At 72.6% G+C, this 19,387-nt stretch carries 13 protein-coding genes; 6 read left to right on the forward strand and 7 right to left on the reverse strand.

Going from position 1 to position 19,387, the window contains the following annotated elements:
• Positions 1-39 precede the first annotated feature (39 nt).
• A complete protein-coding gene (gene dacB, locus Apa02nite_RS25780) occupies positions 40-1,608 on the reverse strand; it encodes a D-alanyl-D-alanine carboxypeptidase/D-alanyl-D-alanine endopeptidase (RefSeq protein ID WP_239164565.1) in 1,569 nt (522 codons plus the stop codon).
• 530 nt (positions 1,609-2,138) lie between these two features.
• On the opposite strand from dacB, the gene Apa02nite_RS25785 reads away from it, so the two are divergent.
• On the forward strand, positions 2,139-2,642 hold the full coding sequence (locus tag Apa02nite_RS25785) for an inorganic diphosphatase (protein ID WP_067699110.1): 504 nt from the start codon (positions 2,139-2,141) through the stop codon (positions 2,640-2,642).
• Positions 2,643-2,759: 117 nt separating this feature from the next.
• Here Apa02nite_RS25785 and eccD read toward each other — a convergent pair whose 3' ends face one another.
• Positions 2,760-4,301: a type VII secretion integral membrane protein EccD gene (gene eccD / locus Apa02nite_RS25790; protein WP_203827265.1), complete on the reverse strand. Its 1,542-nt coding sequence runs from the start codon at positions 4,299-4,301 to the stop codon at positions 2,760-2,762.
• 113 nt (positions 4,302-4,414) lie between these two features.
• On the opposite strand from eccD, the gene eccCa reads away from it, so the two are divergent.
• Both eccCa and mycP read left to right on the forward strand, forming a co-directional pair.
• On the forward strand, positions 4,415-8,314 hold the full coding sequence (gene eccCa / locus Apa02nite_RS25795; RefSeq protein WP_203827266.1) for a type VII secretion protein EccCa: 3,900 nt from the start codon (positions 4,415-4,417) through the stop codon (positions 8,312-8,314).
• Positions 8,315-8,518: 204 nt separating this feature from the next.
• Entirely contained in the window at positions 8,519-9,847 is a 1,329-nt protein-coding gene (gene mycP, locus Apa02nite_RS25800; protein WP_373873061.1) for a type VII secretion-associated serine protease mycosin, read from the forward strand.
• A 325-nt stretch (positions 9,848-10,172) separates the two neighbouring features.
• Here mycP and Apa02nite_RS25805 read toward each other — a convergent pair whose 3' ends face one another.
• From Apa02nite_RS25805 to Apa02nite_RS25825, 5 genes are all read right to left on the reverse strand, one after another.
• Positions 10,173-11,351 (reverse strand): MarP family serine protease, encoded by a 1,179-nt coding sequence (locus tag Apa02nite_RS25805; RefSeq protein WP_203827268.1) that lies wholly within the window; start codon positions 11,349-11,351, stop codon positions 10,173-10,175.
• A 27-nt stretch (positions 11,352-11,378) separates the two neighbouring features.
• On the reverse strand, positions 11,379-12,107 hold the full coding sequence (locus Apa02nite_RS25810; RefSeq protein ID WP_203827269.1) for an NUDIX hydrolase: 729 nt from the start codon (positions 12,105-12,107) through the stop codon (positions 11,379-11,381).
• Positions 12,104-12,706 (reverse strand): TlpA family protein disulfide reductase, encoded by a 603-nt coding sequence (locus tag Apa02nite_RS25815; RefSeq protein ID WP_203827270.1) that lies wholly within the window; start codon positions 12,704-12,706, stop codon positions 12,104-12,106. The genes Apa02nite_RS25810 and Apa02nite_RS25815 overlap by 4 nt, the downstream gene beginning before the upstream one ends.
• Positions 12,703-13,485, reverse strand: coding sequence for an endonuclease III (gene nth, locus Apa02nite_RS25820; RefSeq protein WP_203827271.1), 783 nt, complete (start codon positions 13,483-13,485; stop codon positions 12,703-12,705). Before nth ends, Apa02nite_RS25815 begins: the two co-directional genes overlap by 4 nt.
• A 182-nt stretch (positions 13,486-13,667) precedes the next feature.
• Positions 13,668-14,846, reverse strand: a complete 1,179-nt coding sequence (locus tag Apa02nite_RS25825) for a CapA family protein (RefSeq protein WP_203827272.1) — start codon at positions 14,844-14,846, stop codon at positions 13,668-13,670.
• Between the two features lie 205 nt (positions 14,847-15,051).
• Here Apa02nite_RS25825 and Apa02nite_RS25830 point away from each other — a divergent pair, with 205 nt between their 5' ends.
• From Apa02nite_RS25830 to Apa02nite_RS25840, 3 genes are all read left to right on the forward strand, one after another.
• A complete protein-coding gene (locus Apa02nite_RS25830) occupies positions 15,052-15,729 on the forward strand; it encodes a Crp/Fnr family transcriptional regulator (RefSeq protein WP_014447921.1) in 678 nt (225 codons plus the stop codon).
• Between the two features lie 214 nt (positions 15,730-15,943).
• The gene (locus tag Apa02nite_RS25835) at positions 15,944-17,329 is read left to right on the forward strand and encodes a carboxyl transferase domain-containing protein (RefSeq protein WP_203827273.1); all 1,386 of its coding nucleotides are present in this window, start codon (positions 15,944-15,946) and stop codon (positions 17,327-17,329) included.
• A gap of 11 nt (positions 17,330-17,340) precedes the next feature.
• Entirely contained in the window at positions 17,341-19,344 is a 2,004-nt protein-coding gene (locus Apa02nite_RS25840; RefSeq protein WP_067699094.1) for an acetyl/propionyl/methylcrotonyl-CoA carboxylase subunit alpha, read from the forward strand.
• Positions 19,345-19,387 lie beyond the last annotated feature (43 nt).

A 19,387-nucleotide genomic window follows, 5' to 3' on the forward strand; every position in this document is an offset into this window, starting at 1 on the left:
GAGGCCGGCACCCCCGCTCAGGGTGTAACCGGCCCCGGGTCAGGAGCAGCCGCAGGCCACCAGCCGGGCCGCGACCTTGTCCAGCGCCGCCTTCGCGGTGGACGAGTCCGACGTCGCGCTCGCCATGATCGCGAAGGCGAGCACCCGCCCGTCCTTGGTGACGAGCACCCCGGCGAGGGTGTTCACCCCGCTCAGCGTGCCGGTCTTGGCCCGGACCACCCCCTGGGCGGCCTGGTTCGGGCTGGGCGTGGCGAACCGGGTCCGCAGCGTGCCGGACCAGCCGGCCACCGGCAGGCCGTTGAACATCGCGGAGAGCTCCGGCTTGGTGCCGCCGGCCGCCAGGGCCAGGGTCTGCACCAGCAGGGACGGGCTGATGCCGTTGTGCCGGGACAGGCCGCTGGCGTCGTAGAGGTCCGCCTCGTCGCCGTTGAGGCCCAGCTCGCGCAGCTTGTTGATCATCGCTTCGGCGGTGCCGTCGAAGCTGGCCTCGTCGCCGGCGGCCAGCGCCACCTGGCGGCCCATCGTCTCCGCGATGGTGTTGTCGCTCTGCTGCAGCATCCAGTCCAGGACCTGCACCAGCGGCGGCGACTCGACCTTGCCCAGCTCCTGCCCGGCGGTGATCTCCCCGGTCGCGGGCGCGCTCGCCGGGGCGCTCGCCGACGCGGACGCGGTGTCACCGGCCGCGGCCGGCGCGGTGCCCTTGCGGACCTTCTCCGACGCGACGCCGAGCTGGTTGGCGAAGGCCCGGCCGGCCGCCATCGCCGGATCGGTGAACCGCGGGTCGCCGCCGGTCTCGTTGTGCACCGGCGTGATCCGCCCGGCGTTGGTCATCAGCGCCTGGATCCGGGCGACCTGGCCGTTCGGCGAGATGTCGCTCGAGTCCCAGCCGACCGCCGTGTCCGAGCCGCTGAACAGCGAGATGTCCACGGTCACCCGGGTGATCGGGGTGTCGCCCATCGCCTTCTTCACCTGCGCGGCCAGCTTGTCCAGCCGGGCCGCGCCGGGGAACTGCCCCTTCGCGTTGATCGCCAGGGTCGGGTCGCCGCCCCCGATGATCACCACCTCGCCGGGCTTCTCGCCGGCCACCACCCGGGTGGCCAGCCGGTAGGCCGGTCCGCGGGCGGCCAGCGCGGTCACCGCGGTGAGCAGCTTGGTGGTCGACGCCGGTGTGGTCGGGATGTCGGCGTTCTTTGCGTAGAGCACCTGCGCCGAGGACACGTCGAGCACCGAGACGTGCACCGTCGAGCCGAGCGCGGACGAGTTCACCAGCGGGTCGAGGGCCTCCTTGACCGCGGCCTCGTTCGGGGCGTCGCCCTGGCCGGCCGCGGCGACCAGCACCGGGGTGGGCGCCGGGTCCGGGGTGGTGGCCACCGGCGCGGGCGTGGCCGGGTCGTCGCCGAACCAGCCGGCGATCGGGCCGGGACGCGCCACCAGGCCGACGAGCGCGACCGCGGCCAGCACGGCGGCGACCGCGACGACGGCGATCAGTTTCGTCCGGGAAGGGCTTTTCGCCGCAGCGGTCTCGCCGGCGGCGGGTTTTGCCGGGGAAGCGGCCGGTGCCCGGACCGCCGCGGTGGGCGCGGCCGCTGCCGGACGCGCGGTGTTCAACGGGACAGAGGCTTTTCCGTACGCACCGACGGCCGGCGCCTCGGCCGGCTTCGCCGGGACAACCGGCTGGATCGGCGGAAGCTGCTGGGTCGGCTGGGACGGCTGGGCAGACTGGGACGGCTGAACCTGCTGGAGCTGCTGGGTCGGTGGCGCCGCCGGAAACTGCGGAACCACGGGCCAGGCCGGGCTGCCGGATGGCACACTGGCCCGACCCGGGGTGTTCAAATCGGGAGGATTCGGGACACCGGGCCACGGAGTGCCTGGCGGGGACGCGGGCACAGCGGCTCGACCGGGCTGCCCGTTACCGGAATCCGGCCGCGACGACCCGTCCGACACGCCGTCGTCGCCCGGACCGTTCTGTGAATCTTGCCTCGTCACACGCCCCTCCTCGCCTGTGGCGTCAGACTTAGGGGAGACTAGCGACATCCGGCACACCGTTGCGCGCGGATCCTGCGGGCCTGCTTCCATTCCCCCGCTTCCCGCCCGGCGGCCCGGTCTAATCAGCGGGCAAGCATAAGGGGAGCGACATAATGGATTTCGACGTTCTGGTTGAGATCCCCAAGGGGCAGCGCAACAAGTACGAGGTGGACCACAAGACCGGGCGCATCCGGCTGGACCGGACCCTCTTCACGGCCACCCAGTATCCCGCCGACTACGGCTTCATCGAGGGCACCCTGGGCCAGGACGGCGACCCGCTCGACGCGCTGGTGCTGATCCAGGAGCCGACGTTCCCTGGTTGTCTGGTCCGGTCCCGCGCGATCGGCATGTTCCGGATGAGCGACGAGAAGGGCCGCGACGACAAGGTCCTCTGCGTGCCGTTCGAGGACCCGCGTCAGGAGCACCTGCGGGACATCCACCACCTGGGCGAGTTCGACCGGATGGAAATCCAGCACTTCTTCACGGTCTACAAGGACCTGGAGCCCGGCAAGTCGGTCGAGGGCGCGACCTGGGTCGGCCGGGTCGAGGCGGAAGCCGAGATCCGCGCGTCCTTCAAGCGCGCCGAGGCCGAGGAAGCCGAAGAGGGAGCGCACTGACCGCTCGCTCCCCCACACACCGCTGACGACCGCACCTGCGGGGCTCCGGCCCCGCAGGTGCGGTCGTATGGCCATGTTCCGGCCTGACTCTCCTCCGCTTTCCGTGGGCAGAATCGGTCAGAACGGGATGCCGCTGACCGCCTGGTAGAGACCGGCCACCGCGCAGGCGACCGGGATCACCGACACCGTGGCCAGCACGTCCAGCAGGTCGGCGGCGCGGGCCGGCCAGCGCGACGACGGCCGGCTCGGCCAGGTCTCCCCGGCCGCCGCCAGCAGCAGGGCCAGCAGCACACAGCCCGCGGTGACCGCGGGCATCGCCGCCGGTCCGGCGTCGGCCAGCAGCCCGGCGCCGAGCGCGAGACACCCGGCCAGCCCGCCCGCGATCAACGGCAGCCGCTGCCGCCGGGCCCGGAACAGCCGCGAGCGCAGCAGCAGCGCGACCGCGGCGGCGCCGAGCAGGAGCCGGGCCGCCAGGGTGTGCACCGTGGCCAGGACCGCGACCGAGCCCGCCACCAGCACCGCGTGGCCGAGCAGCAGACCGGTCAGCAGGTCGTCGGCGCGACCGACCGCGGCGAAGACCACCGCCCGGTCCGGTCGCCGGCGGATCGCGTCGAGGGCGGAGCCGTCCCGTTCCGCGGTGCTGCCCGGTTCCGCGGCGTCGTTCCGCTCCGCGGCGCCGTTCAGCTCCGCCGGGGTGGTGAAGAAGTCCTCCTCGGCGGCGGTGCCGAGCGGGAGGGCGACCGGCGGCATCGGGGTCCGGCCGAGCCGGATGGCCAGCACCGGCAGCACCGAGACGCCACAGACCAGCACCGCGAGCAGCGCCGCCGCGCCGGCCGCCGGGCCACCGGCCAGAGCGGTGAACGCGGCCAGGGCGCCGAGTGTCCCGACGGTCACGCCGGCTGTGAAGATCCGGGCGCCGGCCGCCGTCCCGACGCCGCAGAGCACCGCCGCGACCAGGGTCGCGACCGACCCGGCCAGCAGCTCCGGGCCGCCGATCCCGGCGGCGACGATCCCGGTCGCGCCAGGCCAGCCGGTGCTGGCGGCGCCCGGGCCGCCGGGACCGGTCGGTGTGCCGGCCGCGGCGATCAGGGTGGCCGCTCCGGTGAACGCGTAGGGCAGGGCGAACGCGCCGAGCACCACGGCGGCGCTGCGCGCGGCATAGGCCCGGGCGGCGGCCGTCGCGGCCAGGACGAGCAGCGCCGCCAGGCCGAGGCCGGTCCATCCCGCGCCGTCACCGCGCAGGTCAGCGGCGATCAGGGCGGCCAGGCCGGCGGTGAGGGCGACACCGGCCAGGGTCAGCGCGGTCGCCCGGGTGGCCGCCGGGGTCCAGGCGCCGCCACGCCGCCGGGCGCCCTCGGCCACCGCCTCGACGACGTCGTCGTACTCCAGCTCCGGCCACTCGTCGTGGGCCGGGCGCAGGTGCAGCACCTCGCCGTCGCGTACGCCCTGGCTGTGCAGACCGCGGCCGACCTCGAGGACCGTCCCGTCGGCGCGGCGCAGCACCCACCCGCCGTGCCGCTCACCGGCGTCGGCGAGGTCGGTACCGGCGTGCCGGAGCACCTCGGGCAGCAGCTCGGCCAGCGGCACGTGCTCGGGCAGCGCCACGTCCACCCGGCGGTGCGGGGCGCTGATCGTCACACGAGCCAGACCGGTGTACACGGGCCCCCGCTTTTCCACAGTTCCGGGTTGTCCACAGGTGAACGTATCGATACTTACTGATCAATGGAACTCTGGTGCGGCGTGGGCACGCGGAGCGGTGGGAGGGCGCGGCGATGGGAACTGTGGTGATCAAGCGGGCCGAACGGCGGCCGGCGCCCGAGATCCCGGCCGGTGAGCTGCCGATCGAGCCGCCGCCCGAGGTGCCGGCCCAGGCCGGTGGACGCTGGCAGCAGGCGCTGATGGTGCTGCCGATGCTGGGTGGCACGGTGGCCATGGCGATGATGATGGGGCAGGGCCGGGGCGGTGCTTATTCGTACGTCATCGGTGGCCTTTTCGGGGTTTCCGCGCTGGCCGTGCTGACCACGTCGTTCGGTGCGGCGAACGCACCCCGCCGGGCCGAGCTGGCCGCCGCCCGGCGGGAGTACCTGCGCCACCTCGCCGGGTTGCGCCGCCGGGCCCGGGAGACCGTGCGGCGGCAGCGGACCGGGCTGCTCTACCGCCATCCCGACCCGTCCCGGCTCTGGTCGACGGTCGCCAGCCACCGGGTCTGGGAGCGCCGGCCGGACGATCCGGACTTCGGTGTGGTCCGGGTCGGGCTCGGCCCGCAGACCCTGGCCACCCCGCTGCTGCCGCCGGCCACCCGCCCGCTGCACGAGCTGGAGCCGATGGCCGCGGGCGCGCTGCGACGGTTTCTCGACGCGTATTCCGTGGTCCCGGACCTGCCGGTGGCCATGTCGCTGCGCGGGTTCGCCCGGGTGCACCTGCGCGGTGGCGAGCCGGCCCGGTCCCTGGCCCGGGCCGCGCTCGTCCAGCTCGCGGTCTTCCACCCGCCGGACGACCTGCTGATCGCGGTCTGCGCCGGCCCGGACCGGCGCCCGGACTGGGAGTGGGTGAAGTGGCTGCCGCACGGCCTGCACCCGGAACGCGCCGACGCGCTCGGGCCGCTGCGCCTGGTCGCCGGCGCCGACACCGAGCTGGACGCGCTGCTCGGCGACGTGCTCGCCGGCCGGGCGCGGTTCCACCCGGACGGCGCCGCCACGCCACACGTGGTCATCGTCCGGGACGGCGCCGGCCCGCTCCCGGCGAACGACCGGAACGACGGCCTGGACGGCGTGACCGTGCTGGACCTGGACACCCCGCCACCCCGGCTGATCGACCGGGCCACCCTGGCGCTGGCCGTGGACCGGACCGGCGCCCTGCACACCGCCACCCTGGACCTGGAAGCCGAGGCCGGCCGGGCGGACGGCCTGCCGGTGACCGCCGCCGAGGCGATCGCCCGCCGGTTGACGCCGCTGCGCCTGGCCGGTCGCACGTCGGCCGATCCCACCGGCGTGCCGGCGCCGGTCGAGACCGGGTTCACCGAGCTGCTCGGCCTCGGCGACCCGGAGAGTTTCCGGCCGGCCGACGGGTGGCGGCCGCGGGCCGGGCGGGACCGGCTGCGGGTGCCGATCGGGGTGACCCCGGAGGGCCTGCCGGTCGAGCTGGACCTGAAGGAGTCCGCGCAGGGCGGGATGGGCCCGCACGGCCTGCTGATCGGCGCCACCGGGTCGGGCAAGTCCGAGCTGCTGCGCACCCTGGTGCTGGCCCTGGCCGGCACGCACTCCTCGGAGTCGCTGAACTTCGTGCTGATCGACTTCAAGGGCGGTGCCACGTTCGCCTCGCTGGACCGGCTGCCGCACACCGCCGCGCTGATCACCAACCTGAGTGACGAGCTGCCGCTCGTCGACCGGATGGCGGAGGCGATCGACGGCGAGCTGATCCGGCGGCAGGAGCTGCTGCGCCGGGCCGGCAACTTCGCCGGCCTGCCGGACTACGACCGGGCCCGGGCGGCCGGCGCGGCGCTGCCACCGCTGCCGTCACTGCTCGTGATCTGCGACGAGTTCGCCGAGCTGCTGCAGCACAAGCCGGACTTCATCGAGATGTTCCTGCAGATCGGGCGGCTGGGGCGCTCGCTCGGCGTACACCTGCTGCTGGCCAGTCAGCGGCTGGAGGAGGGGCGGCTGCGCGGGCTGGACACCCACCTGTCGTACCGGATCGGGTTGAAGACGTTCAGCGGTCTGGAGTCGCGCGTGGTGCTCGGCGTGCCGGACGCGAGCGAGCTGCCGAGTGCGCCCGGGCACGCGTACCTCAAGTTCGGCGCCGAGCCGCTGACCCGGTTCCGGGGGTCGTTCGTGTCCGGCAAGCTGCGCCGGCCGGGCGTCCGGGACGGCGGGGCCGTCGAGGTGCGGGTGGTGCCCTACACGACCCGGACGATGGCGGCGCCCGCACCCGCGCCGGTCGAGGCCCCGGCGGACGCGCCCACCCTGCTCGACGTGCTGGTCGGCCGGCTGGCCGGGCAGGGACCGCCGGCCCACCGGGTGTGGCTGCCGCCGCTGGACCGGCCGGCCGGCCTCGACGACCTGCTCGGCCCGCCGGTACGCACCGAGGAGCGCGGGCTGACCTGCGCCAACCCGGCGCTGCACGGCGCCCTGCAGGTGCCGCTCGCGCTCGTCGACAAGCCCCGCGAGCAGCTGCGGGACGTGCTGTGGCTGCAGCTCGCCGGGTCGGCCGGGCACGTGGCGGTGGTCGGCGGCACGCTCAGCGGCAAGTCGACGGCGCTGCGCACGCTGATCTGCGGGCTGGCGCTGGCGCACACCCCGGCCGAGGTGCGGGTGTACTGCCTGGACTTCGGGGGTGGCTCGCTCGGCGGGCTGCGCGACCTGCCGCACGTGGGCGGGGTGTTCGGGCGGCTGGAGGCGGAGGGCGTGCGCCGGACGGTGGGCGAGATGGTGACCGTGCTGGCCGAGCGGGAACGGACGTTCGCCGGCTCGATCACCGACTTCCGCACCGCCCGGGCCGGTGCCGACGTGTTCCTGGTGGTGGACGGGTGGGCGACGGTGCGTACCGACTTCGAGGAGCTCGAGCCGGTGCTCACCGACCTGGCGACGCGCGGGCTCTCCTACGGCGTCCACCTGGTGGCCAGCGCGTCCCGGTGGATGGATTTCCGGCCGGCCGTACGGGACCTGTTCGGCTCCCGGGTGGAGTTGCGGCTGGGTGACACGGCGGACTCGTACGTCGGGCGCCGGGCCGCGATCACCGTGCCGGAGCAGCAGCCCGGGCGGGGTGTGATCGAGCACCCGGCGCTGAAGGGTCAGTGGCTGCACCTGCTCACCGCCCGGCCCGAGGTCAGCTCGCTGGGTGACACCGCCGCGCTGGTCGAGGCGGTGGCCGGGGCGTGGGGTGGTGAGGCTGCGCCGCGGGTGCGGTTGTTGCCGGCGCTCGTGCCGTACCAGAAGATCGCCGGGACCGGCAGCGGCCTGCACCTGCCGATCGGCCTGGCCGAAGCGGACCTGGCGCCGGTGACCGTGGATTTCGCCACCGACCCGCACTTCCTGCTGTTCGGCGACGCCGAGTGCGGCAAGTCGTCCTTCCTCCACGCCCTAGCCACGTCGGTGACCAGCCGGTTCAGCCCGGAACAGGCACGGATCATCCTGGTCGACTACCGCCGCAGCCTGATCGACCTGCCGGAGACCGAGCACCGGATCGGGTACGGCATGCAGAGCCAGCCGACGCTGGAGCTGATGGAGTCGGTGGCCGGCTACATGGAGCGCCGGCTGCCCGGCCCGGAGGTCACCGCGAGACAGCTGCGGGACCGTTCGTGGTGGACCGGCCCGGAGCTGTTCGTCCTGGTCGACGACTACGACCTGGTCGCCGCCGGACCGGTCAACCCGCTGACCCCGCTGCTCGAACACCTCCCGCAGGCCCGGGACGTCGGGCTGCACCTGGTGCTGACCCGGCGGGCCGGCGGCGCGAGCCGGGCACTCTACGAGCCGGTGATCCAGCGGCTGCGGGAGCTCTCCGCGCCTGGGCTGGTGATGTCCGGGCCACCCGAGGAGGGCCCGCTGATCGGCACGGTACGACCGGAGCGACTACCACCGGGGCGTGGCCGACTGATCACTCGGCGTGAGGGAATTCGTCTGATCCAGCTGGCCTATCCGGAAACCGAAGTGCGGACAGACTCTCAGTGCGATTAGAGACCCCGGACCGCAGCGACACGCCATGGTTTCGGAGTAATCTCCCCCCATCGACTGACCATCATCAGAATGGCGACGCCGACCCGTGACCAGAGTGAGCACAACCTTCCGGCCGCTACGGCCGCGGTGTCGTGCACCCTTCGGCGGCTTCCGTTGCTGACCGCACGCCGGCTCGGCGCAGCGGCTCTGGCCGGATTCCTCGTGATGGGTCCCGCAGCCGCACCCGCCTTCGCCGCCGATCCGCTGGTTTTCGCGGCCGGGCCGCTGGGCCTCGCCGCCGGGCCGCTGGGCTTCGCCGGCCCCGCGCTGGCTGAGCCGGGTGTGACCGATGAGGTGATCGAGGGGACCACGCTCGTCGAGCCGGTGACCGAGCCGGGCGCCGCGGGTCAGGACTCGGTCCGGGCCGACGAGTGGCAGCTGCAGACGCTCGACCTGGCCGACGCGTGGACCTACTCCGACGGCGCCGGTGTGACCGTCGCGGTGATCGACTCAGGCGTCGACGCGCACCACGTCGACCTGGAGGGCCAGGTGCTGCCCGGGCTCGACCTGGTGGACAGCAACGGCGACGGCGACAGCGATCCGGTCGGCCACGGCACCACGGTCTCCGGCATCATCGCCGGCCGCAACGACGACAAGACCGGCGTGGTGGGCATCGCCCCGAAAGCCAAGATCCTGCCGGTCCGGGTGCTGAACGAGGCGAACCGCTACGACGACGCGCTGATCGTGGCGAAGGGCCTGCGCTGGGCCGTCGACCACGGCGCCCGGGTGGTGAACCTGTCGCTCGGCGGCAGCGCGAACAGCCCCGCGCTGGCCGCCGCCCTGGACTACGCGTTCGCCAAGGACGTGGTCGTGGTCGCCTGCACCGGCAACGTCAGCGCGACGTCGAGCGCCCGCGGAGTCTGGTATCCGGCCCGCGAGCCGGGCGTGCTCGCCGTGGCCGGCATGGACCGCAACGGCACCGACCTCTGGACCGGTTCGATCACCGGCAAGGAGACCGTGGTCACGGCGCCGGCCGCCGACCTGGTCGGTGCGAAGCCGGGCGGCTACTGGAAGGTGCAGGGCACGAGCTTCGCCGCACCGATGGTGAGCGGCACCGTCGCACTGATCCGCTCCCGCTGGCCGGACATGTCCGCCGGCGAGGTGATCAACCGGGTCATCCGGACCGCCAAGGACCGGGGCACGCCGGGCCGCGACGACCAGTTCGGGTTCGGCATGGTCGACCCGACCGGCGCGCTCACCGCGGACGTTCCCGAGGTGCGGACCAACCCGCTGGACAACACGCCGCCGGCCGGGGTCGCCCGGTTCGGCAGCGCGCCGGCGCCGGGTGAGGCGCAGTCCGCGCCGCGCGAGGACGCCGACCCGACCAGCGACGCCGCCGTGGTGCCGGGCACCAACGCCGGAGGCTGGGCCGCTCCGGCCGAGGCCCGCCCGGCCGGCACGAGCCACGCCCGGTGGATCGCGATCGCCCTGTTCGCGATCTCGGCCCTGGCCGGCGCCATCACGATCCGCCGCTTCGCCAGGACGGCCGGCTAGCTTTCTTCGTCAGATCAAAATCTTTTGGTCGTGCGTCCGCCGGGGTACAGATCGCCGCTCCCGCCGGGACCCCTGCGGGCTTCGCTGGCCGCTGGCGCGTCCAGAACGCGAAGCCCTCCGGGGCGACGTCCGCGGGTGGGCACGGTCACCCCTCGTGCGTGGGGACTTACGGCGCGCTCCGCACCACAACTTCACACACTCGGTGGCTCCACACCGTGCGTGTGAACTTACGGCGCGCTCCGCACCACAACTTCACACACTCGGTGGCTCCACACCGTGCGTGGGGACTTTCGGCGCGCTCCGCACCACAACTTCACACGCTGGGTTAGGCGCACTCGCCGGTTTTGACGCCTCGGGTGCTCTCGCGGCCCAGCTTGGCGACCGGGGCGGCTTCGGCCGCGGTCAGGGCGAAACCGACGTTCTTGTCGTCCGCCGCCGCCGCGAAGATCACGCCGAGGACGTCGCCGGCCGGTGAGATCAGCGGACCACCCGAGTTGCCGCTGCGGACCAGGGACTTGATCGTGTAGATCTCCCGGGTCACGTCACCCGACTCGTAGATGTCCGGGCCGGTGATGTCGCCGACGTCACGCACCCGGGCGGACTGCGCGTTGTACGGCCCGTCCTGCGGGTAGCCCAGCACGATCGCGCTGGCCCCGCTCCCGGCGGCCTTGCTGACGAACGGCATGACCGGCGCGGTCAGCCCCGGCACCCGGATCACGGCGAGGTCCCGTTTCGGGTCGTAGACCACCACGGTGCCCTCGAGCTGCCCGCGCGACGTCTCCACCACGACCTCACGGGTGCCGGCGACCACGTGGGCGTTCGTCATCACCCGCTCGTTCGCGTACACAAAACCGGTTCCCTCGATCCGCCGGGAGCAGCTCGGCGCGGCGCCGAGCACCTTGAGCACCGACTTCTTCGAGGTAGCCACGATCTTGGAGCCGCGCAGCGCAGGATCCGGCTCGGCGACCTCCTTGGCCTGGGTGCGGGTGAGCCCGCCGAACACGTCCGGGAAGCCGTTGGTGTCCAGGGTCTCCCGCAGCGCCGAGGAGAGCGCCTGCGCCTGGTCGGGCATCAGCCCGTTGATCCCGCCGAGGATCGCGCTGCTGCGAACCGCCTTGTTGATCTCGGGGAACGGGGTCGACCCCATCGGCACGGCGACCAGCCAGGCGGCCAGCAGCACCGCGACCACCGAGACGACGGCGCCGCCGGCGTCGTCGAGGTGCTGCAGCGGCCGGTTGAAGATGGCCCGCCGCAGGCTGGCCCCGAGCCACCCGGCCAGGGTCTGCCCGAGCACGGCCAGCGCGAGGATCACCGCGAGCGCGACGACCAGGCGGACCGTGCCGTCGGCGAACTGTTTCGCCAGCAAGGGGCCGAGTTGCAGGCCGATCAGGACTCCGCTGAAGAAGCCGCCGAGCGAGAGCGCCCCGATCACGAAGCCCTGGCGGTAGCCGCTGATCGCGAAGAGCAGCATCAGCACGATCAGGATGACATCGACCACTGGCACTCACTCAACATAGAAGTCAGGCGCACGTCACGGCACCACCTCGTCGGGTGCACCGCCGCGCGCCGCCGGCACCGGGGCCGCGGCGTCGGGCAGTTCCACGATGCGACCCGGTTCCCACGGCTGCGCCCAGCCCGCCATGTCCAGCAGAACCGAGATCACCCCCGCGGTGAAACCCCAGACGAGCAGACCGCGGACCTGGAAGGCCGGGCCGATCCAACCGCTCGGGTGTCGCACCCGGATACGGTTTTCCGGGTCGGCGAGTTCACTGATCGGGAGTCTCGCCACATGCGCGACCTCGGTGACCTGCCGGGGATGGACCTCGTGCGGGGCACGCCACCAGGCCAGCACCGGGGTGACCGAGAACCCGCTGACCGGGATCCACAGCTCGGGGAGCAGGGCCAGCACCTCGGCACTGGCCGGGTTCAGGCCGACCTCCTCGTTCGCCTCGCGCAGCGCGGTGGCGACGGTGTCGGCGTCCTCCGGGTCGGTGGCGCCGCCGGGGAAGGCGGGCTGACCGGCGTGGTTCCGCATGGTCGCGGCCCGCTGCAGGATCAGCAGGTCGGGGCCGCCCGGGGTGTCCGCCGACGGCGGGCTCTCGCCGAGCAGCACCAGGACCGCGCTGGAGCGTCCGGCGGTGCCGGCCGGTCGGCGCAGCGTGCTGAAGTCTTCGGTGCGGCAGCTCTCGACCCGGGTCAGAAGTGGCTCGAACCAGGACGGGAGGCTCCCCGGCTGGTCCAGCAGCACACCTCGGCTCATAGCTCGACCCGCAGGCCGGTGTGCTCGAGCAGCAGGTCGCTCAGGTCGGCGGCGTCCATCGAGTACCGGTGCAGGTACATCTTCCCGTTCGCGTCGATGAAGATCGTGCTGGGCAGGCTGATCGCGCCGACCGCCCCGGCCAGCTTCCTGTCCTGGTCGAACAGCGTGGGGATGCTGACTCCGTGGTCGGCGCCGAACGAGGCGGCCGCCTCCCAGCGGTCGCCGCTGTCCACTCCGAGCACGGTCAGCCGGCCCGTGGTCTTGTCGGCGAGCTTCTGGACGACCGGCAGCTCGGTGCGGCACGGCCCGCAGAAGGACGCCCAGATGTTGATCACGGCGGGCCCGCGCAGGGCGCCGAGGTCGACCGGGCTGTCCCCGGTGAAGCAGCCGATCGAGAGCCCCTGCAGCGCAGCGACGCCCGGCGAAGCGGCAGCCGGCGAAGCGGCGCCCGGTGAGACAGCGGCCGAAGGGACCGGGGTTGAGCAGGCCGCGAACGGCGAGGGCGTCGAGGAGGCAGCCTCGACCGAGTCACCGGAAGCACCGCTCGTGCACCCGGCGAGCAGCACCAGGGCCGCCACCGTGGGAAGGAACCTCCTCACGGTTCCTCCGCCGCGAGGGCCGCACCGGCCGGCACCAGCTCGGGGTCGACACCGGCGGCCACCGCCAGGTCACGGGCTCGCGGGCCCTTGAGCAGTTTCGCCGCCGGGGCCGCCTCGGTCGGGCCGGTCCCGTACGACGGGCAGACCGCCGCCAGCGTGCACGCCCCGCAGGCCGGCTTGCGCGAGTGGCACACCCGCCGCCCATGGAAGATCACCCGGTGCGACAGCATGGTCCAGTCGCGTTTCTCGATCAGGTCGGCGACCAGGAACTCGATCTTGACGGGGTCGTCCTCGTGCACCCAGCCGAACCGGTTGGTGAGCCGCCGGAAGTGGGTGTCGACGGTGATCCCCGGGACCCCGAACGCGTTGCCCAGCACCACGTTGGCGGTCTTGCGCCCGATGCCGGGCAGCGCGACCAGCTCGTCGAGCTTGTCCGGGAGCACGCCGCCGTGCTTCTCCTCCAGCAGCGCGCCGAGCTTGAGCAGCGAGTCGGTCTTCGCCCGGAAGAAGCCGGTGGGCCGGAGGATCTCCTCCATCTCGGCCCGGTCGGCAGCGGCGTAGTCGGCGGCCGATCGGTATTTCAGGAACAGCCGCGGGGTGACCTGGTTGACCCGGACGTCGGTGGTCTGCGCGGAGAGGATCGTCGCCACCGCCAGCTCGAGCGGTGTGCTGAAGTCGAGCTCGCAGTGCGCGTCCGGGTGCGTCTCGGCGAGCAGCCGGGCGGTCTTGCGGGCCCGGCGCTTCAAGCCGATCGGGGTCTCGCGCGCGAAGCGCCTCATCGACCGCTCGAGAACGGACTGCGCGCGGCCGGACTGCGCGCGGCCGGACTGTGCAGAACCGGACGGCGCGGCGCCGGATGGGGCGGGACCGGGCCCCGCCTGCACGGCCGGCCCGGGGTCGGCGGGGGCGGTGCGGGGACGAGTCACCGGTAAAGAGTACGTCGAGCCGCACACCCTGTCGGTCACGCGGACGGCTTGATCGTTCCGTCGTCGCCGATCGTGGCACCGGTCTTCGGGAAGTCCGCCGAGGTCAGGTCCTTGACCAGGCCCCGGCCGCGCTCGTTGGTGGCGTCCCGGGTGGGCAGCCCGTCGCCGTTGAGATAGGTGGAGAGGAACTTCCCGCCGGCGTACTTGCCGTTCTTGGTCAGGGTCACCCGGAGGATCCCGGCGTATTTCAGGATGCCGTCCTTGGAGAGCGTGTGCCCACCGCCGGCGAAGTTACCCAGGCTGTACGCGATCAGCTTGCCCTTGTAGAACTCCATGCCCCGCAGCACGTGCGGACCGTGCCCGATGACCACGTCGGCCCCGGCGTCGATCACCGCGTGACTGAACTTGATCGGGTCACCCCGGTTCTCCCCGAAGAAGTTCTCGGTGCCCGGCTTGACGTGGTTCTTCGTCGAACCCTCCGCGCCCATGTGCACCTGGATCACCACGAGGTCGGCCGTGCCCTTGGCCTGCTTCACGATCTGGCGCGCGTGGGTGAGGTCGTTCAGGTTGTTGGCTCCGGCGTACGGTGAAAAGCCGATCACCGCGACCTTGACGCCCTTCGTCTCCACGATCGTGACCTGGTCTTCGGCACCGGTGTATTTGAGCCCGGCGCCCTCGAGAGCCTCGATCGTGTTGCGGTAACCGGCCGAGCCGAAGTCCTTCGCGTGGTTGTTCGCCGTGTTGAGCAGCTGGAAGCCGCCGTCGGCGAGGTGCTTGGCGTAGGACGGCGGTGAGCGGAACGCGAAGCAGTTGGGCTGGGGTGGCGAGCCGCACTTGGACGCGCCGGTGTCCCCGCTGAGCGGCTGTTCCAGGTTGCCCATCACCAGGTCGGACGCGAGGCTCTTGCGAACCGGGTCGAAGAAGCCCTCGCCGTTGTTCGGCGGGAGCCCGTTCGGCGCGCTGGACATCATGATGTCGCCGGTGGCGGACAGCGTGATCGACGGGACAGTGGCCGATTCCGGCTTGTTGACCGTGGATCCGGAGGCGGTGGCGCCGGCGACCGGGCTCTGCCAGTCCGGGGCTTTGCTGCTCCCCCGGTTGGCCAGGGCGACGCCGCCGAGACCCACGCCGATCACGGCGGCGAGGACAAGGGTGACATTCAAGGCCAAACGCCCAGAACTTCGCTGGCGGTGGGACCGGGGGTGCGAATTCATCGATCGGGACGATACCGTCGGCTCGCAAGCGGGAGCGACCGACGAAAGGCCCGTCTGGATATGTCCGGACCGACGAATAATCACCGGCGGTCTCGGCGGACTTTGTTACCGTCCAGTATCTGGATCAAGGGGTGGCCGCCCGTTTCCCGCCCGCGTGCGCCTAGACTGATCGAGCGCAGACGTTGCGCGTTTCGGAGGTGCGGCGATGGATGAGGTACTGGCGCGCAGCGGGATCTTCCAGGGCGTTGACCCGGAAGCCGCAGAGGCGCTCGCCAAGGAGATGGACACGATCGAAGTCCGTAAGGGCGACGTGGTCTTCAACGAGGGCGAGGCCGGCGACAGCCTGTATATCGTTCTGTCCGGAAAGATCAAGCTCGGTCGCCGCGCGGCGGACGGTCGGCAGAATCTTGTCTCCATCATGGGTCCGTCCGACATGCTCGGCGAACTCTCACTGTTCGACCCGGGTCCGCGGACCGCTACGGCCACTGCGGTGACCGACAGCCGGCTGGCCCGGCTGAAGAAGTCGTCGTTGCGCCCGTGGCTCAACAACCGGCCGGAGATCGCCGAACAGCTGCTACGGGTCCTGGCCCGTCGGCTGCGTCGGACCAACGATGCCCTGGCCGACCTGATCTTCACGGACGTGCCCGGCCGGGTGGCGAAGAACCTGCTGCAGATGGCCGGTCGATTCGGCACCCGTGACGGTGGTGTGCTGCGCGTCACGCACGACCTCACCCAGGAGGAGCTGGCCCAACTGGTCGGCGCCTCGCGGGAGACGGTCAACAAGGCGCTGGCCGACTTCGCGTCCCGGGCCTGGCTGCGCCTGGACGGCAAGAGCGTGATCATCCTCGATCCCGAGCGGCTTGCCCGGCGCGCACGCGTCTGACCCTACGCTGCACCACGTTCATAGGGGCTGTCCTGCGGGACAGCCCCTCAAACGTGCTTGATCCACTCTTTCCAGTGACCGGGCCACCATGGTCCGGTCCGTGTCGCGCCCGCACGGCCACTCGTTACGGAGGTGGCCGAGAGGCACCGGCGTGAACAGGGAAGGGCGCGGATTTGAACGCAGGTAGGGGCGTAGCGAGCATCGGGGTCACGACATGACCGTGCTCGGCACCACGCTGGACCCGCGCGACCCCGCCTACCTGGAGGGGCGCAGCATCACCCTGCAGCGACTCGCCGTGCTGGAGGCAGCCCTCGACGAGGCACGGGCCGGCGGCGGCGAGAAGTGGGTGACCCGTCATCACGCCCGCGGCAAGCTGCTGCCCCGGGAACGTATCGAGATGCTGCTCGACCAGGACAGCCCGTTCCTGGAGCTGTCACCGGTGGCGGCCTGGGGCTCGGAGTTCCCGGTCGGCGCGAGCGTGGTCACCGGTATCGGCGTGGTCGAGGACGTCGAGTGCGTGGTGATCGCCAATGACCCCACGGTGGACGGGGGCGCGGTCAATCCGTACACCGCGGAGAAGATCCGCCGGGCGGCCCGGATCGCCTCGGAGAACCGGCTGCCGCTGGTGAACCTGGTCGAGTCGACAGGCGCTGCGGCACCGGCCGGGAGCATCGCCCGCGAGCTGAGCCGGCTCACCGCCGACCGGGTGCCGACCGTCTGCGTGGTCTTCGGCGCCACCAGCGGCGACGCGGCGTACCTGCCGGCCCTGTCGGACTACACGATCGTGGTGCGCGGGCACGCCAAGGTGCTCACCATCCACCCGCAGCGCTCCGGCGTCGAGGTGCGGGCCACCCCGGTGGTGCCGGCCGGACCCGCCGGACCCGCCGACCAGCTCGCCGAGGACGAACGGGACGGGCTGCGGCTGGCCCGCCAGTGCGTACGCCGGTTCAACTGGCGCAAGCAGGGCCCGCCGCCGCGGACCAGCCGCCCGCCGGAGCCCCGGTACGACTCGGAGGCGCTGCTCAGCCTCGCCGCCGCCGACCCGGCCGGCTTAGACCCGCGCGAGGTGCTGGCCAGGTTCCTGGACGGCTCCGACTTCGACGAGTTCAAGCCGGGACCGGACAGCGTGCTGGTGGCCGGCTGGGGTGAGCTGCACGGTTACCCGATCGGGGTGCTGTGCAGCCCCGGCGTCTGGCTCTCACCGGACGAATCCCAGAAGGCGGTGCACTTCCTGCAGCTCGCCAACGCCACGGCCACCCCGGTGATTTTCCTGCGGCACCCCGGCGAGCTGTCCGGCAGTGACGACGACGGTGACGGTGACGCCGACGTACGCCACGACGCCCCACTGGTGCACGCCGTGGCCAAGTCCACGGTCCCGCACCTGGTACTCACGATCGGCCCGGAACCCGGTGGCACACCGGCCCGCGCCGACGAACCACGCTTCCAGTTCAGCTGGCCGCGTCCCCCGGCGGAACACGCCGCGGCCGACGACGGCGTCATCGACCCCCGGGACACTCGTACCGTCCTCGGCCTCTGCCTCTCCGCGGTGCACAGCGCCGCTGTGGCCGGCGCCGAACACGTCGGTGTGTTCCGACCTTGAAAGGTAGACCAGTGATCCGACGACTCTTGGTGGCCGACCGTGGTGAGATCGCCCGCCGGGTGTTCGCCACCTGCCGCCTGGTCGGCATCGAGACGGTCGCCGTCTACTCGGACGTCGACACCGACGCGCCGCACGTCAACGAGGCCGACTACGCCGTGCACCTGGAGGGCAGCACGACGGCCGCGACGTACCTGGAGCAGCACGCGCTGATCGCCGCCGCCAAGCGGGCCGGCGCGAACGCCGTGCACCCGGGCAACGGGATCCTCGCCGAGGACCCGGAGTTCGCCGCCGCGGTCGTCGACGCCGGGATGATCTGGGTCGGGCCGCCGGCCGCGACACTGCGTACCCTGCACCGCAAGACCGAGACGAAGAAGCTGGTCGCCGAGGCGAAGGTGCCGGTCCTGCCGTCCTTCACCGACCCGGCGACGGTGCCCGGGTTCCCGGTGCTGATCAAGCCGGACGCCGGCATCGGTGGCGCCGGCATGCGGGTGGTCCGGGACGCCGCGACGCTGGCCGAGGCGGTCGCCTCGATCCGGCGCGAGGTGGACGGCGACGTGTTCTGCGAGCCGTACGTCGGCAACGTCCGGCACATCGAGGTGCCGATCCTGGCCGACGCGATGGGCGCGGTGGTGCCGTTCGGCGAGCGCGAGTGCTCGGTGCAGCGGCGGTACCAGAAGATCGTCGAGGAGACCCCGTCGCCGGCGGTGGACGCCGCGCTGCGCGAGGACCTGTGCCGGGCGGCCATCGTCGCGGTCCGGGCGCTCGGCTTCGTCGGCGCCGGCGCGGTCGAGTTCCTGCTCGACGCGGACGGCGACTTCTGGTTCCTGGAGCTCACCCCGACCCTGCAGACCGATCACGCGGTCACCGAGTGCACCTCCGGCTACGACCTGGTCCGGCTGCAGCTGCTGATCGCCGAGGGTGGCAGCCTGCCGATGCCCGGTCCGCCGCCGATCCGCGGGCACGCCATCGAGGTGCGGATCTGCGCGGAGGATCCGGCGTACGCCTGGCTGCCCAGCGCCGGGACCCTGCACCGGTTCTCGGTGCCCGACGTGGCCGGCTCGTTCCGCCCGCTGCCGCAGCCCGGCCTGCGCCTGGACTCCGGTGTCGCGGACGGCTCGGTGACCGGCATGCACTACGACCCGATGCTGGCCAAGCTGATCGCCTGGGCGCCGTCCCGGCAGGAGGCCGCCCGGATGCTGGCCTCGGCGCTGGCCCGGGCACAGCTGCACGGCGTGGTCACCAACCGGGACCTGCTGGTCCGTACGCTGCGGCACCACTCGTTCCGGGCCGGCGACATCGACACCGGTTTCCTGGACCGGCATCCCGAGGTGTTCGCCCCGCTGCTCTCCTCGGTGGACGCGGTCCGGCTGTCCTGCCTGGCCTCGGCGCTGGCCGGGGCCGCCGACCGGCGGGCCAGCGCGCCGGTGCTGAGCACCTTGCCGTCCGGCTGGCGCAACGTGCCGTCCGGCTCGCAGACCGCGGTCTACGACGGCCCGACCGGTCCGGTGGAGGTCGGCTACCGGATGAACCGGCACGGCGAGCTGGCCGGCTGGTGGGTCCGCCCGGTCGACCCGGAGGAGCTGGATCTGGCCGGTCTCGGTCAGGCCCCGGTGGACGAGCACCCACCGATCGTGGTGGTCTCGGCCAGCCGGGACCGGGTGGTGCTCAACGTCCAGGGCATCCGCCTCGCGGTCCTGGTGCACCGGGTCGGCGACGTCTCGTACGTGGACAGCCCCGAAGGTTCGGTGACGCTCCGTGAGATCTCGCGCTTCCCGCTGCCCGCGCCGGAGGCCGCCGAGAGCTCGCTGATCGCGCCGCTGCCGGGCGCGGTGCGGCGCGTCCTGGTGGTGCCGGGCCAGCGCGTTCGTGCCGGTGAGCTGCTGCTCACCCTCGAGGCGATGAAGCTGGAACACCCGGTGCACGCCCCGTCGGCCGGCGTGGTCGCCTCACTCCCGGTTCACCCCGGTGCCGAGGTGGACACCGGCGAACTCCTAGCCGTCCTCGACCCCGAGTAAGCATTTCCGGACCGCTTTCCGCTTGAGGTAGCGGGTGCCAGAG

Origin of the sequence: Actinoplanes palleronii (genome assembly GCF_016862315.1) — a bacterium.
GTDB classification, from domain to species: domain Bacteria; phylum Actinomycetota; class Actinomycetes; order Mycobacteriales; family Micromonosporaceae; genus Actinoplanes; species Actinoplanes palleronii.

Bases quoted from the DNA above. Each gene is read 5' to 3' on its own strand.
- Apa02nite_RS25785 (WP_067699110.1), top strand. From the start codon at position 2,139: ATGGATTTCGACGTTCTGGTTGAGATCCCCAAGGGGCAGCGCAACAAG.
- eccCa (WP_203827266.1), top strand. From the start codon at position 4,415: ATGGGAACTGTGGTGATCAAGCGGGCCGAACGGCGGCCGGCGCCCGAG.
- mycP (WP_373873061.1), top strand. From the start codon at position 8,519: ATGGGTCCCGCAGCCGCACCCGCCTTCGCCGCCGATCCGCTGGTTTTC.
- Apa02nite_RS25810 (WP_203827269.1), bottom strand. From the start codon at position 12,107: ATGAGCCGAGGTGTGCTGCTGGACCAGCCGGGGAGCCTCCCGTCCTGG.
- nth (WP_203827271.1), bottom strand. From the start codon at position 13,485: ATGAGGCGCTTCGCGCGCGAGACCCCGATCGGCTTGAAGCGCCGGGCC.
- Apa02nite_RS25825 (WP_203827272.1), bottom strand. From the start codon at position 14,846: ATGAATTCGCACCCCCGGTCCCACCGCCAGCGAAGTTCTGGGCGTTTG.
- Apa02nite_RS25830 (WP_014447921.1), top strand. From the start codon at position 15,052: ATGGATGAGGTACTGGCGCGCAGCGGGATCTTCCAGGGCGTTGACCCG.
- Apa02nite_RS25835 (WP_203827273.1), top strand. From the start codon at position 15,944: ATGACCGTGCTCGGCACCACGCTGGACCCGCGCGACCCCGCCTACCTG.